Source organism: Octadecabacter temperatus (assembly GCF_001187845.1).
Taxonomy (GTDB): Bacteria; Pseudomonadota; Alphaproteobacteria; order Rhodobacterales; family Rhodobacteraceae; genus Octadecabacter; species Octadecabacter temperatus.
Map to the genome: position 1 here is coordinate 862,847 of NZ_CP012160.1, position 14,035 is coordinate 876,881.

Sequence of the window (14,035 nt, forward strand, 5' to 3'; positions counted from 1 at the left end):
CGTTTCAAACCGAATCACCCGAATCAGCGGTGCGAATCAACCGCTCGATATCGAAAGGGACACGACCATGGCCGCCAAAGACACCAACGAGCAGCGCGACGACTCGGACCACTCCTTGGACATGAGCCAAGCCGCCGTCAAAAAGATGATCGCGGAAGCGCGTGAACGCGGCACGATCACCTATGACCAGCTGAACGCCGTTCTGCCGCCTGACCAAGTGTCCAGCGACCAGATCGAAGACGTGATGAGCATGCTCAACGAAATGGGCATTCAGGTTACGGAAGAAGAAGAATCCGAAGAAGTCGACGACGGCACGTCCAAAGAAGTTGCGACCGTTGCTGGCCGTGACGTTGTGCTTGGCGGTGCGGAAGCTGAAAAGCTGGACCGCACGGATGACCCTGTTCGCATGTATCTGCGCGAAATGGGCTCAGTTGAGCTGCTGTCGCGTGAAGGCGAAATTGCGATTGCGAAACGTATCGAAGCAGGCCGCAACACGATGATCCTTGGGCTTTGTGAAAGCCCGCTGACCTTCCAAGCGATCACGATCTGGCGCGACGAACTTTTGTCCGAAGACATTCTGCTGCGCGATGTTATCGACCTTGAAACGACGTTCGGCGATCAACTGGCCGAAGAAACCGAGCAGGCGGCTGTCGTAGCGCCTGCGGGCGGTGGCGAAAAAGAAGAAAAGCAAGAACTTGATGCCGATGGGAACCCCATCGCCAAGGACGACGACGATGATGAGGACGAGGCAGCGAACCTGTCTCTCGCCGCGATGGAAGCACAGCTGAAACCGCAGGTTTTGGAAACGCTCGCCGTGATCGCCAAAGGATTTAGCAAGCTTTCTGACATGCAAGACGCGCGGATGTCCGCGACGCTGAACGAAGACGACAGTTTCTCTGGGAAAGAAGAAAAGAAGTACCAGAAGCTGCGGTCCGAAGTCGTTGAAATGGTGAATTCACTTCACCTGCACAACAACCGGATTGAGGCCTTGATCGACCAGCTTTACGGCATCAACCGCCGCATCATGCAGATCGATTCCAACATGGTTAAGCTGGCTGACCAAGCCCGCATCAACCGTCGTGAATTCGTCGACGCCTATAAGGGTCGTGAACTTGATCCAACTTGGCTTGAAGAAATGGGCGAAAAGTCCGGCCGTGGTTGGCAAGCGCTGATCGAACGCTCTACCGGCAAAATCGAAGAACTGCGCGCTGAAATGGCGCAAGTTGGCCAATACGTTGGTGTTGATATCCCCGAATTCCGCCGCATCGTGCAGCAAGTTCAGAAGGGTGAAAAAGAAGCGCGTCAGGCCAAGAAAGAAATGGTCGAAGCGAACCTTCGTTTGGTTATCTCCATCGCGAAGAAATACACGAACCGCGGCCTGCAATTTCTTGATCTTATTCAAGAAGGTAACATCGGCCTGATGAAGGCCGTTGATAAGTTTGAATACCGCCGTGGCTACAAGTTCTCGACCTACGCGACGTGGTGGATCCGTCAGGCGATCACCCGTTCCATCGCCGACCAAGCCCGCACGATCCGTATTCCAGTGCACATGATCGAAACGATCAACAAGTTGGTCCGTACAGGTCGTCAGATGCTGCACGAAATTGGCCGCGAACCTACGCCGGAAGAATTGGCCGCCAAGCTGCAGATGCCGCTTGAGAAGGTCCGCAAGGTCATGAAGATCGCGAAAGAGCCGATCTCTCTCGAAACACCAATCGGTGACGAGGAAGACAGCCAACTCGGTGATTTCATTGAAGATAAGAACGCTGTTCTGCCGTTGGATTCCGCCATTCAGGAAAACCTGAAGGAAACAACGACACGGGTGTTGGCGTCCCTTACTCCTCGTGAAGAACGCGTGCTGCGGATGCGTTTTGGTATCGGTATGAACACCGACCACACGTTGGAAGAAGTTGGTCAGCAATTCAGCGTTACCCGCGAACGTATCCGTCAGATCGAAGCGAAGGCGCTGCGCAAGCTTAAGCACCCAAGCCGCTCACGCCGTTTGCGTAGCTTCCTCGATCAGTAGTGATTGGGCCCCATTTGGGGCCCTTCTAATTTAGACCGTTGGGATAAAAAGGTACGAGCGCTGATTTAAGCGGTCCAAGGTGCTCATCATACCGCCGCCATCTTTCGACGGATGTCGTATAGATCGGTTGGCGCACTTGCCAGTTTGACAAAGTGCGAACCTGTGTGTCGTTGTCTTGGAAGGCAAGACAGGCCGGATCCCATTTAAGTCCAATAAAATCAATGATCTGACGAGCCCGTTCTTCAGTATCCGCGACAACCTCCTCATACTGAACGTTCATAAATGGATTCGGTAAAACTTTTTCCCAATGATCCATCAGGCGGCGGTACTGACCATAATAGTCCCCCAGCTGCTTTAGGTCGCCAGTGTAACTGTGGGCAATCTTCAGCTTTTGCATGTAGCAAGATACGCAGGTGTCCATTGGATCACGTAAGCTGTGCAGTATTCGGGCTCTAGGAAACGCAGCAGAAAAAAGTGCAAGGTTTTCAAAGTTGTGCAGACGCTTGTCCACCACGCGCTTTGCCTTAGGATTCTCGTCTTTGGTTCGAGCCAAATAACGGGAAGCAAAGGCGTCTCGATCCTCAGGCTTAAGTGAGGAAAGCCAACGTAATTGAGCTTGGGCATCATGCTCACGCAAGCCGAATGACGAAACCGATTGATGCAAAGCTGGGCTTTCCCCGACGCTTGCGATGGCCGGGTGTGCGCTGAGGATCTGGGACAATAATGTACTGCCAGAACGGGGCATTCCGACAATCAAGACGGGTGTTTCATCACTAGAGCCAGGGTTCCCTAGATAGGTCGCCCGCGAGACACCATTTATGAGCGTATCGATGAACTTTCCATAACGTTCGGCGTTATGAGCCCGCCCTTCGACCTGTTTGGCGTTTGTCCAAAGCGTGATCGCGCCATCGTAGTCCTTTAGGTCATTCTTAGCTTTAGCCAAGGTCGCCATCAGCGTCGGGAGGCGCGGCGAATTCATTTCTCGGGCTTCCGGAATTAGGCTTTCTTCGAGGTGTTTTAACGCCGGGTTATCAGCATCCCACGTACCTGTTGCGCCCATTAGGTCATAGATTGATGGGTTGTCAGGGTGTTGCGACCAAAGCGTTTGCGCGAGATTTTTTGCAGCTTCTAAGTCGCCTGCACGTACCATCAGAAAGCCCAACTGAATCTGGCCTTGTAAAAAATCCGGTTGGCGTTTCAATAGTTTTTCCAAAATGTCGCGGGCTTTTTCGATTTCGTTTAGATTGGCGAGGATGGCCGCAAGGGAGAACCTAACTTCTAGGTCAAGCGGAGCTAGCTTTCGCGCCTTTTCGATATGCACCTTTGCTTCTCTAGAGCGTTCTAACCGGTCAAGAGACTGCGCGGCCTCAAGCCAGCCGCGGTGGTTCTTGGGGGCAAGCTTGATCGCTTGTTGGGCGGCTTTAAGGGTTAAATCGTATCGTCTGGTTCCTCGCCCGTGTACCTGTGCAAGAAGCAGCCAAAGACCCACTTCGCGCGGCGCTTTTTGGATCATTAACTCGATCCTACGTACGGCTTCCGTTGCTCGGCCGGATTTGAGTAAGGCCGTAATCTCTTTGGTAATGCTGGATGCGGGCGACATTTCTGTTTCCTTCTTATAATCTAGATGAATCACGTCATTTGCCCACTTGCAAGAGTGCGACGCAGGTCCGAAGGTCACAGCTATGGATTTTCTCATACAAACCAACGGCCCTGGGCTTTATGAATTCACGCGTGACGTGGCTGGCGTCGTCGCAGGTACTGGGGTGCTTACGCTGTTTGTACGGCACACGTCCTGTTCGCTGCTCATTCAAGAAAACGCCGATGCTGAGGTTAAGACCGATTTGACGGAGTTCTTCGATCGACTGGTTCCAAACGCAAATCACCCGTCAATGTCTTATCTGCGGCATACCTATGAAGGGCCGGATGATATGCCGGCCCATATAAAAGCGTCGATGCTGCCAACGAGCTTGCAGGTTCCCGTCATTGATGGAGTTTTGCAGTTGGGAACTTGGCAAGGGATTTACATTTTTGAACATAGAACCGTGCCGCACGCGCGGCGCGTTGTAGGGATGATGCGATGAGTGTTTCTGCAGCACAATCAAGCGCCCTTGCGTGGATTGAAAACGCTCGCGATGGCCTGTCCGAAGACTGCGCGCGTATCTTTTCTTATGGTGAACCCGCATGGCGTGAATACCGTTCGGCTGAATGGTATGTTGAACGCTTGCGGGCAGAAGGTTTCACCGTTGAAGAGGGCAGCGGCGGCATGCCAACAGCCTTTTGTGCCGAATGGTCAAACGGAGCAGGGCCTGTTGTGGGCATGTATGCAGAATACGATGCGGTACCCGGAAATTGCCAAGCAGCAGTCGTTCGTGAAGCGCCGCGTGATGGGTTAAGCGCCTATGCCGCTGGCCACACAGACCCGCATTCAGCTTTAGGGATCAGTGGATTGGGTGGTTTGCTCGCGACCAAGGCCGCGATGGAGCAGCATGGCATCAAGGGCGGGCTGCGTTTTACGGGTGAGCCTGCGGAAAAGGTGCGCGGGTCCAAGCCCATCCACGCCGCAAAGGGCTATTACGACGGGCTGGCGGGGATGTTGTCGTTCCATCCGTTCTACATGCTGCCCATGTGTAATACCGTGCGCTGGGACACCCACTGCGGTGCCGCTTATTCGATGATTTACCGGTTTATCTGCGATGCGCCGCATTTGTTTGGGGCCTCGGATGGCGCACCCATCCCGCAAAGCCACAGTGATATTCGCGCCCCCGGTGCGAACGATGCCTTGGTCATGATGTATTCACAGGCCCGCATGTTGCGCGATACGATGCTGCCCAATGTCGGCGGTTGGTCGATTTCTGAAAGCATCATCAGCACGGGGCAGGCAACCGCAGATAACCTGCCTGCGGGGCTTGCCGAACTGCAATATATGATGCGTGTTCCGACAGTAGAAATGGCTGAAAGCGTAAGCGCACGTCTTGATGCATTGGCGGAAAGCGTGGCAGCACAAACGGGCTGCCGTGTTGAGCGGCACTGGGTGTGCAAATCGCGCCCCGGTCTTGCCAACCATGCGATGGCAAATGTGGTTTGGGAGCAAATTCAACAGGTTGGCGCACCCGTTTGGGATACGGGCGCGAAGGCATTGATGAAGCAAGTGCAGGAAAATTGTGGCGTCACAGCAGATGATGACCCAATCTTGCCTGCTTGTGAAACCCTGATTTCACCACAGAACGCCGAAGCCATTTTGCGTGAAAGCCTGCCGCCCAATCAGCGTAACTCAACGTCTGATGATTACACAGATATGACGTGGCACGCTCCGACCGCGCGGTTCTATATCGCGCGACCTGCATTGAAGGGTGGCCCTTATCCTTCGTGGGCGATGAACGCGCTTGGGGGCATGCCACAAACGATTGATCCGATGGTGCAGGTGGCGGCGAAAGTATTGGCATGTTCCGCACTTCGTTTGATGGAGGACGAAGGTGCCCGCGCTGCAACCCAAAGCGAATTTCAACGCCGAAAAGCGGAACACGATATCCCGCCATTGTGCGACTACCCTTCTCCGCATGGGTTCAAATGGCCCGAATACGTACAAACGTCCCGCGGTGAGGATTGGCACATTCCAAAGTTGGAGACGAAATGAGAGCCTTAATCGCCCTTTTAGTATTCGCAAACCCAGCTTGGGCCGAGTGCAGTTCCGATCAGCACACGTTTATGGCCTGTTCATTCGCTAACGGGAAGTACGTCGAGGTCTGTTTGGAAGAAGAATATGTCCGGTATCGGTATGGGCAGCTCGGGCAATCTCCGGAACTGCATTTGGCGTTGCCTTACGGGGAAGGCGCGGATCTCGTTGAGTGGCCGGGTATCGGGCGAACGATTTGGGAAGCAGTCCGAATGACGAATGAAGATGTCGTCTATGAGGTGTATGGCGGTTTCGATAAAGTTGAAGCTGTCGAATGGGATCCCGAAACGGAAACCTCACCGGTCTTCGGCGGTATCTACATCGAAAACTTGCAAGGAGACCTCCTTGCCCATCTCGAATGCACTCCGGGTACAGTTGACTACGAGTTTTAGCGCTAAACTGTGGCTTATCCGACTCATGATCTTGTGCCTTCATTTGCCCACTACCCAAAACTTATCCCGTTCCCTATAGTGGCTGTGGATAAATGGGGCGTTAGACCCCACAGGCAGAAGACGAGGACAGGATATGCGTTGCCCATTTTGTGGAAACGTCGACACACAAGTTAAAGACTCCCGCCCAGCGGAAGATCACGTCGCCATTCGGCGCCGTCGGTTTTGCCCTGCGTGCGGCGGTCGTTTCACCACCTATGAACGCGTGCAATTGCGCGATCTGGTCGTCATCAAGTCAAATGGTCGCCGTGAAGATTTCGATCGACCAAAGCTAGAGCGTTCAGTTCGCATTTCGATGCAGAAGCGCCCAGTTGAACCGGAACGCGTGGATCAGATGATTTCTGGCATCGTGCGCCGTCTTGAAAGCATGGGTGAAACGGACATCGGATCAAAGCAAATCGGTGAGATCGTGATGGAGGCCTTGGCCCGCATCGACACCGTCGCTTACGTGCGCTTTGCGAGTGTTTACAAGAACTTCCAAGCGGCTGATGACTTCGATAAGTTTGTGAGCGAGCTTCGCCCACCTGAAAAATCGGACGATTGAGCGCTGAGTTAGATCATCGTTTTATGGGCATGGCCCTGTCGCTTGGGCGGCGGGGCCTTGGTCGTGTCTGGCCGAACCCGAATGTCGGCTGCGTCATCGTGCGCGATGGCTGTGTCATTGGGCGCGGTTGGACAGCGGATGGCGGACGTCCCCATGCGGAAACCCAAGCACTACGTGGCATCGATGCGACGGGTGCTACGGCTTATGTCACGCTTGAACCCTGTGCCCATCACGGAAAAACACCACCCTGTTCCGAGGCCCTGATTGCCGCAAAAGTAGCGCGTGTGGTCATCGCCACAGGCGACCCTGATCCGCGCGTTGCGGGTAAAGGTATCGCGATGTTGCGCGATGCTGGCTTGGAAGTGATTACTGGCCTGCGAAAGGCCGAGGCCCGCGCCGATCTCGCCGGCTTCCTGCTGCGGATCACGCAAAATCGCCCCTTTGTGACGCTAAAGCTCGCCAGTTCGTTTGACGGGCGGATTGCGACGGCGACGGGCGAAAGCAAATGGATCACGGGGCCAGACTCACGCCGCATGGTTCACGCGATGCGCGCGCAACATGATGCAGTTCTTGTCGGGGCCGGAACCGTCCGTGCGGACGACCCTAGCCTGACGGTGCGCGACCTTGGGGTTTCGCGCCAACCTGTTCGGGTCGTTGCATCTGGTCGATTGGAGATCGATGCAAGCCAGCTTGTGGAGACGATCCCCCAAGCCCCGCTTTGGCTATGTCACGGGCTGAACGTTGATGTACAAAAATGGACCGACCTAGGTGCGCAAACCTTTGAATGCGCGGTGCAAGGTCGCCAGATTGACCCCGTTGATCTGATGCAGAACCTCGCCAACAACGGGCTAACACGCGTGTTTTGTGAAGGTGGGGGCAGTCTTGCAGCGTCTCTTCTTAGCGCTGGACTGGTGGATGAGGTTGTCGGGTTTACCGCGGGCGCCATGCTGGGGGCCGAAGGCACGCCGTCAATTGGCGCGATGGGGTTGGATCAGTTAGCAGATGCCCCGCGATTTGAATTGGCAGAGATACAACGTGTTGGTGCGGATCTGATGCACCGCTGGGTGCGTCCATAAACGGCTAGCGCCACAAATGTGCGTAGCTTGCGAACGCGCCTTGGAGCTTGGCCAATAGCCGATTTTTGCGAGAAGGGCGCGGAATCGAACCATTTTCCAAACGTTCCACGACAACTTCAACAGGGCAGGGCAGATTGCTGACAGGGTCGAAGTACCTTGGGTAATCAATCAATACAGCATGGGCGAACTGGGCCAATGTTGGCCGCGAGGTTCGCCGTTCGATCGGCATCGCACGATCATCAGTCAGGCCCCAACCAGAATAGAACGGCGACCCAAGACAGGTCACGTCTTTGCCGCGCAACAGCGCTTCAAACCCAAGCGTTGAGGTCATCGTCCAGACGGCATCAACAGCGTCCATCGCAGCGATAGGGGACGTTTTCGTTAGCACAACGTCAGCGAAGTCTTCGGCGTCCGGAACGGCACCCCTTCGCAATCCGGCTTCGACATCAGGATGGGGTTTATACAGGATCACAGCGGCAGGATTTGCAGCACGGGCCGCGGCAAGGAGGTCGCGGTTTGTCGAAAATTCAAACGTGCCAAGACGGATAGAGGCATCGTCTTCCACCTGACCTGGCACAAGAATACGGCGGCCTTTGGGGAGGCCCGCAGGCAGATCGTCGGCTGCAAGATTGTATTTGCTTAAGCCAGATCCAACGATCTGTTTGATAAGCGCTTCGGCGCGTCTGGTTGCGACGTCAGGCAGTGCGGTAGACGCATTGGTCAACTCTTCCAGCTGACTTGGCCCTGTCGGATCGTAATAAATTCCAAGCTCATCAAGAACCAAAGACAGCGGCGCGATGAGGTCCGCGCCAAGGCCGCGAGACCGCAAAAAACCGTCCTCAACACGAAGGGCGCTGTCGTGTCCGTCTGCTTTACCAGCCCAAACCATGCGGCCACGTTCCGTTTTCGCGGCGAGGGCATCGGCCTTTTCTGGGTCGTCTTCAAATATCACTTTGCGATGCTGACCGAACACGTTTTGCAGCGGCGCACGTTTCCAAAGCCGCATGCCTGACGCGACCCAACCGTCCCCATCATCGCGCCAAGCGCGGGCGTGCGCATCTAAGGTTTGGGTCGCGGTTTCAAGGTCGCACAGGGTGTCGCGATAGGGATCGTACCAGCGCGGATAAAGGATCATCGCGCCCGCAAACAGTTGCGCACGGGTCAGTTTGCGTTGGCGGCGATCAAGCGGCATCCGATCATCGGACAGCCCCCAGCCCATATAGAACGGTTGTCCGAAAACAATGGGCTTATGCCCCGCCAAGATCGCTTCGAACCCGAATTGCGAGGAGACGGTGTAAACGCCAATTGCGCCTTCAAGAAGGTGATGCGGTGAAACGGCATCGCTGAAAAACTCAACGTTTTCTGATAGATCACTATCTCTGAAGTGCCCGTCGCGATGGCCTTGAACGGTTTCGGGATGGGTTTTGACCAAAATCCGTGCGGCGGGGTGTTCTTCACGTGCGACGAACAACATCTCAAGAAACGTGTTTCTGTCAGCGCGTGATGCAGTGACCGATGCATCGCCGGCAGTTTGATCTATGACCAACACATAGCCTGCATCTGGGGCGGGGGTCTTGGGATTGTAGGCGTTATACTTACTGAGGTGACCACGTTTGATCGCGTCCATGCAGTCACGTGCGCGGTTCAGCAGGACGGTATCGTCCAGTGGCTCTTCGCGCAAAATAACCTCAAGGTCCGACGGCTTGGATGGGTCAAAATGCACGCCGCGGCTGTCCAGATTCAGGCCAAGTGGGGGTTCCCCGTCGCGGCCCGGTAGAACAGACCGCAGGAACGCATCTTCAACGCGTAAGACGGGTGCTGATGTGCGATCAGAAACCGCCTCGCCGCGCCAAGATGTCGGGGACTGCCCCCAAACACCAATAAGATCGTCGGGGGAGGGCTTTCCAAGCGAAATGTCATAGCCGGAAAGGGTCAGGATACGGCGGATACGCTTCTGGGTCAGAAAACCGCCGTTATAAACGTAAAGCCGCCGCGGAGTTTCCCCTGCGGCGGCTGAAGTGTCGTGTAAGGTCATTACTGCCCGAGAGTAGCGAGCGTGTCGACGTTGCCCAGCGTGCCGAACACAGCCGAAATAGTCTTGTTGAACTGGCTGAACGGTGCTTCGGTGACATAGACTGTGTCTTCGTCGCGGATCGCGAAGTCGCGGGCCATGAACATGCCATTTGGTTCAGTCAAATCAAGCACATAGATAACACGCTGTGTGCCAACAAGGTCCGAACGACCGACCAACTGGTTGGCGATTTCTTCTGGCTCATTGCGGAAGATAAACACGCCTGTTGGATCGGCGAGGTTGGTGGAAAGGCCGCCAACTTGTGCAATCGCTTCGATTGCTGAAATCGTCTGGGATTCAAACGTCACGCGAGACTGGGATCCTGTTGCGCCAAGCGCTGTGAAGGTCCGTGTGTCTTGTTCTACGAAAATACGGTCACCCGCACGCAGTGCGATGTCATGGCCCGGATGATCGTAGAGGTCTTCGAACCAAATCTGACCGGAATGGCTGCCTCGAACCACAGTAACCTGTGCAATTTCGGGCTGAACGGTAACACCACCAGCGCGGGCCAGCATTGACGCCAATGTGCGGGTTGGGCGTTCGATTGCGTACACGCCTTGAGCACCAACCGCGCCAACTACAGAAACGGTAGATCCGTCACCCGCAAGGCGACGTACCTGAACCTGTGGATCAGGAGTTTGTTCTTCGAGTTTGGTTGTGATGATGCGACGGATTGCTTCTGGTGTGTTGCCAGCGGCGCGGATGCGACCTGCATAAGGCACAAAGATAAAGCCGGACCCGTCAACCTGCACTTCTTCAAGCACAGTTGCGTTTTGCCCTGCAGGCACAAGAAGCGGATCGCGGACGTTTTCCCAAATCGTCAAGCCAAGCACGTCACCGGGGCGGATCGTGTCGCTACCAAGGTTGCTTGCATCGCGAAAACCAGCGGCAAACCCGAGGGCAGGTGTAACACCCGCCACCAAATTCACACGATCATCGACGAGAAGCACGAATGCATCGCCGTCTTCCATAACGGAACCTGCGAAGATTTCATTTTTGGTTGGGCCCGAACGGGGCAAACCACACGATGCAACAACTGCCACTGCGGCGAGTAGGGCCACGCCTTTTGTAAGGCGCAATCTTAAGGATTTCACTGCTCCGGTCTCCTCGACCTATTAAAAACTGCCTCGGTCTTAATGCGGGCGAATTTGGATTCACCTCACCTTTTGTCTGTAACCTACGGGAATCCGTGTGCAAAATCTAGTATAAGGTTGTCAGGCGGGTTGGGTGTGGCAGAGGTGCCACCGCACCCACAAGGTCTAGTGTTTGCTACTTTACGACACGCAACTGCTGGCGCGGCGGGGCTTGGCCCGATGCGAGTGCATCATAGGGATCGTTGTTATCGAGCATCATATCAACGACTTGACGCATCAATTGGCGACGCCCTCGAGCGGAATAAAAGCCACCCGGAACCTGTGAAGTTTCAAGAAGATACCGACGATAATCCTTAAACGCACGGTTGTCGGGACGTGCGGGCTTGGCAAAGAATTTATCAACTGGCAGGTCGGACACGAATTCGGGCTTTGCGTAAACAGCATTACCAAAGACCTTTAGCGGGATGCCACGGTGCAAGACCTGTTGTGCGGCGGTTGAATTTACGGTCACAGCAGTGCGCGCAGGGTCCAATATCTGCGCTAGCTTACCGCCGCGCACGTAATGAACACGATCAAAGACGTCGTTTTCTTTCGCCAAGCGGCGGATGATATTACGCAATGGACTGCGGCCATTTTCGAGCGGATGTGCCTTGAATACCAAGTGGTGATGCTTGGGTGCGCCTTTGGCAAAGCCTTCGATTACGACGGCAAGGAATTCTTCCATCCGATTGAAAGGCGAATGCATCTGAAAGCTTGAGTCATGCTCGAGCTGCAAAAGCGCAATATGATAAGGGTAACCGCCGTGTTTGATGCGGAAGGTTGAAAAAATCCGGTCCAACGCGAACCAAGGCATCAACATCAAACGGCGTGTATAAAGGGCGGTTTCGGCAACCAGCGGCAATTCGCGGTGACGCTTGAATTTGCGGTACTCGCGATTTCGGAACATCACGAACCAATGATATAATGCGCCATAAAACACGTGGTGGCGCATGTCGCCCCAATGGGCTGGCGCCTCTGGCACGTCGAGTTCGGATTTCGCCAACGCGTCGCGCATATCTTGCACAGAGGTGTCCATGAGCTTGGAATGCCCGTTTGCACCGCCACGCTCATAGGTCACCCAAAACGGGCGCATATAGCCTTCTTCATAGACGTGAACGTTCAGGCCCATTTCTTTGGCGGCAACAATTGCATCCGCATGGATCGGGCGGGTGTCGCCATATAAAACGATGTCAGTGATTGATTTCTCAGCAACGATTGCGCGAAACGTTTCAACCCATTCATCAGGGCCGCCACGGTAGGGTATATAGCCTTTGGCCCCAAACCAGAACGCACGGTCGCCCGCGTTGAAACCAACGCGCCACACATCCACACCCGCCGCGCGGAGCATTTTGCCCAAGCGGTGGAAGAAAGGCCCATGTGGCCCCTGTAGAAATAGAAAAGATCTGGTCTGCTCTGCGCTCACGTTAGTCCCATCATTAGTCGGTGCGGGTTTCGGCGAAGTTAACCAATCAGTTTGGCCGAAATATGGCATATGCCGCGCCCGCAACCACCTAGCCACCTTGCCCCCCTGCGATCAAGGGGCTAGGCCAAGGGTAAGACGTGGAAATATGAGAAGGATACGCAATGTTCACAGGTATCATCACAGACGTAGGTGAAATTCTGGCGCTAGAAAATCGCGGTGATTTGCGGGCGCGTATCGGCACCGATTACGACATTTCGGGCATCGATATCGGGGCGTCGATTGCATCTGACGGGGTTTGCCTGACGGTTGTCGCCAAAGGTACAGATTTACGCGGTTGGTATGACGTTGATATTTCAGCCGAAACCGTCAGTAAGACCGCGCTAGGCGCTTGGGTGGTTGGCAAACGTGTTAACCTAGAACGTGCGCTGAAAGTTGGCGATGAACTTGGCGGGCATATCGTGTCGGGTCATGTAGACGGCGTCGCCACCATCGTTGAAATGGTCGATGAGGGCGACAGTACACGCGTCACGCTTGAGGCACCCGATGATTTGGGGCGCTTTATCGCGCCCAAAGGGTCGGTTGCGTTGAACGGAACGTCCCTAACAGTAAACGAGGTTGATGGTGCGAAATTCGGCATCAATTTCATCCCGCACACCAAATCCGTGACGACATGGGGGGACGCAAAAGTTGGCGATCCTGTGAACCTCGAAGTCGACACAATGGCCCGCTACGTCGCACGCCTGCAGGACTATAGCTAATGCCGGATTTTACCCCTGGGATCGGGCATAACTCGGGCCGTGTGGATGAGCCTGGCAAAAGCTGGCGCACCCATGTCTGGGCGAAAGCACGTAAACAACTTATGCCGACTCTCCCGATTGAAGTCGTGCGCCGACGCGTGGCACGTGCAAAAGAATTGGGCCTGCCTTATAAGACCTACGCAGGCCTTCGCGCGTCGTCAGGTGACGATTTGATCGGCTTCATGTTTTCCAACAATGCACTGGATGTACTGCGTCGCGCGGACAAAGTTGCGGCAAGTAAGGCAGCCAAAATCGCCGCTCTGAAAGACGCGCGCTCCATCGGTCTGGCACAGTTACCGACCACGCCGGACCAACTAACGCCACCACTTCAAACAGCACACACAGCCCCAATGCCGCTGGCCCCTTGGGTGGAAAAGCGCGCGCACCTGCGCGACGTTTTCGCGCAAGTTGGCCGCCCACCTAGCCGTTTCATCCTGATTTGCGACACCGCAATGGAACGCGAGTGGGTTGAAGCGGGCCGCATGGCCGGTGCGCTTCCTGCACAGACATTTTTCGAGGTTACCCAATGACAGACCAAACCGAACCCGAAGTCGTTACCTCCCTTGAGGACGATGAAGGATTGCGCATCGTAGACATTCTTAGCCACACTGAGGGCCATTTCACCTACGCCGAATATCACCGTGGTGAGGGCGAACAGGACGACTGGCAGCTGGTCGAAGACGACGCTGCAAAGACCTACACAACCCAATTTGCGGCCTATACGGCTGCGACGCGTAACGTTGAATGGTTGATGGACTGACACGCCCGAAAGGCGCTACGCCGCACGGCCTAGCCCTTTCCAAATCACGGCCCACAGGCTATTGCGCCTTAAGACGCTGAGAG

The 14,035-nt window shown here is 55.1% G+C and carries 13 protein-coding genes; 9 read left to right on the forward strand and 4 right to left on the reverse strand.

Going from position 1 to position 14,035, the window contains the following annotated elements:
- Window positions 1-67 precede the first annotated feature (67 nt).
- Window positions 68-2,026, forward strand: coding sequence for an RNA polymerase sigma factor RpoD (rpoD, locus tag OSB_RS04495; protein WP_049833859.1), 1,959 nt, complete (start codon window positions 68-70; stop codon window positions 2,024-2,026).
- Window positions 2,027-2,051: 25 nt separating this feature from the next.
- Here the strand turns inward: rpoD and OSB_RS04500 are convergent, their stop codons facing one another.
- A complete protein-coding gene (locus OSB_RS04500) occupies window positions 2,052-3,722 on the reverse strand; it encodes a tetratricopeptide repeat-containing sulfotransferase family protein (protein WP_082166420.1) in 1,671 nt (556 codons plus the stop codon).
- On the opposite strand from OSB_RS04500, the gene OSB_RS04505 reads away from it, so the two are divergent.
- The 5 genes from OSB_RS04505 (at window position 3,709) to ribD (ending at window position 7,768) form a co-directional block, all read left to right on the forward strand.
- A complete protein-coding gene (locus tag OSB_RS04505; RefSeq protein WP_049833861.1) occupies window positions 3,709-4,107 on the forward strand; it encodes a secondary thiamine-phosphate synthase enzyme YjbQ in 399 nt (132 codons plus the stop codon). The genes OSB_RS04500 and OSB_RS04505 overlap by 14 nt on opposite strands.
- The gene (locus tag OSB_RS04510) at window positions 4,104-5,660 is read left to right on the forward strand and encodes a zinc-binding metallopeptidase family protein (RefSeq protein ID WP_049833862.1); all 1,557 of its coding nucleotides are present in this window, start codon (window positions 4,104-4,106) and stop codon (window positions 5,658-5,660) included. Before OSB_RS04505 ends, OSB_RS04510 begins: the two co-directional genes overlap by 4 nt.
- The gene (locus OSB_RS04515; protein ID WP_049833863.1) at window positions 5,657-6,091 is read left to right on the forward strand and encodes a hypothetical protein; all 435 of its coding nucleotides are present in this window, start codon (window positions 5,657-5,659) and stop codon (window positions 6,089-6,091) included. Before OSB_RS04510 ends, OSB_RS04515 begins: the two co-directional genes overlap by 4 nt.
- A gap of 133 nt (window positions 6,092-6,224) precedes the next feature.
- Window positions 6,225-6,692 (forward strand): transcriptional regulator NrdR, encoded by a 468-nt coding sequence (gene nrdR / locus OSB_RS04520; RefSeq protein ID WP_049833864.1) that lies wholly within the window; start codon window positions 6,225-6,227, stop codon window positions 6,690-6,692.
- Window positions 6,689-7,768, forward strand: coding sequence for a bifunctional diaminohydroxyphosphoribosylaminopyrimidine deaminase/5-amino-6-(5-phosphoribosylamino)uracil reductase RibD (ribD, locus tag OSB_RS04525; RefSeq protein WP_268794150.1), 1,080 nt, complete (start codon window positions 6,689-6,691; stop codon window positions 7,766-7,768). Before nrdR ends, ribD begins: the two co-directional genes overlap by 4 nt.
- Window positions 7,769-7,772: 4 nt before the next feature.
- Here the strand turns inward: ribD and OSB_RS04530 are convergent, their stop codons facing one another.
- The 3 genes from OSB_RS04530 to OSB_RS04540 form a co-directional block, all read right to left on the reverse strand.
- Window positions 7,773-9,803 (reverse strand): capsular polysaccharide biosynthesis protein, encoded by a 2,031-nt coding sequence (locus OSB_RS04530; protein ID WP_049833866.1) that lies wholly within the window; start codon window positions 9,801-9,803, stop codon window positions 7,773-7,775.
- Window positions 9,803-10,933, reverse strand: coding sequence for a polysaccharide biosynthesis/export family protein (locus tag OSB_RS04535; RefSeq protein ID WP_049833867.1), 1,131 nt, complete (start codon window positions 10,931-10,933; stop codon window positions 9,803-9,805). The genes OSB_RS04530 and OSB_RS04535 overlap by 1 nt, the downstream gene beginning before the upstream one ends.
- 175 nt (window positions 10,934-11,108) lie before the next feature.
- On the reverse strand, window positions 11,109-12,320 hold the full coding sequence (locus OSB_RS04540; RefSeq protein ID WP_412457888.1) for a capsule biosynthesis protein: 1,212 nt from the start codon (window positions 12,318-12,320) through the stop codon (window positions 11,109-11,111).
- A gap of 236 nt (window positions 12,321-12,556) precedes the next feature.
- On the opposite strand from OSB_RS04540, the gene OSB_RS04545 reads away from it, so the two are divergent.
- The 3 genes from OSB_RS04545 to OSB_RS04555 are packed head-to-tail and all read left to right on the forward strand — an operon-like array spanning window position 12,557 to window position 13,952.
- A complete protein-coding gene (locus tag OSB_RS04545) occupies window positions 12,557-13,153 on the forward strand; it encodes a riboflavin synthase (protein ID WP_049833868.1) in 597 nt (198 codons plus the stop codon).
- Complete coding sequence (locus OSB_RS04550; RefSeq protein WP_049833869.1) at window positions 13,153-13,722, forward strand: hypothetical protein; 570 nt, start codon at window positions 13,153-13,155, stop codon at window positions 13,720-13,722. Before OSB_RS04545 ends, OSB_RS04550 begins: the two co-directional genes overlap by 1 nt.
- Window positions 13,719-13,952: a hypothetical protein gene (locus OSB_RS04555; protein WP_049833870.1), complete on the forward strand. Its 234-nt coding sequence runs from the start codon at window positions 13,719-13,721 to the stop codon at window positions 13,950-13,952. Before OSB_RS04550 ends, OSB_RS04555 begins: the two co-directional genes overlap by 4 nt.
- Window positions 13,953-14,035: the final 83 nt, after the last annotated feature.

Coding starts and splice junctions, on each gene's coding strand:
- OSB_RS04500 (WP_082166420.1), bottom strand. CDS start 3,722: ATGAGAAAATCCATAGCTGTGACCTTCGGACCTGCGTCGCACTCTTGC.
- OSB_RS04530 (WP_049833866.1), bottom strand. CDS start 9,803: ATGACCTTACACGACACTTCAGCCGCCGCAGGGGAAACTCCGCGGCGG.
- rpoD (WP_049833859.1), top strand. CDS start 68: ATGGCCGCCAAAGACACCAACGAGCAGCGCGACGACTCGGACCACTCC.
- OSB_RS04540 (WP_412457888.1), bottom strand. CDS start 12,320: ATGCTCCGCGCGGCGGGTGTGGATGTGTGGCGCGTTGGTTTCAACGCG.
- OSB_RS04515 (WP_049833863.1), top strand. CDS start 5,657: ATGAGAGCCTTAATCGCCCTTTTAGTATTCGCAAACCCAGCTTGGGCC.
- nrdR (WP_049833864.1), top strand. CDS start 6,225: ATGCGTTGCCCATTTTGTGGAAACGTCGACACACAAGTTAAAGACTCC.
- OSB_RS04555 (WP_049833870.1), top strand. CDS start 13,719: ATGACAGACCAAACCGAACCCGAAGTCGTTACCTCCCTTGAGGACGAT.
- OSB_RS04510 (WP_049833862.1), top strand. CDS start 4,104: ATGAGTGTTTCTGCAGCACAATCAAGCGCCCTTGCGTGGATTGAAAAC.
- OSB_RS04545 (WP_049833868.1), top strand. CDS start 12,557: ATGTTCACAGGTATCATCACAGACGTAGGTGAAATTCTGGCGCTAGAA.
- OSB_RS04550 (WP_049833869.1), top strand. CDS start 13,153: ATGCCGGATTTTACCCCTGGGATCGGGCATAACTCGGGCCGTGTGGAT.
- OSB_RS04505 (WP_049833861.1), top strand. CDS start 3,709: ATGGATTTTCTCATACAAACCAACGGCCCTGGGCTTTATGAATTCACG.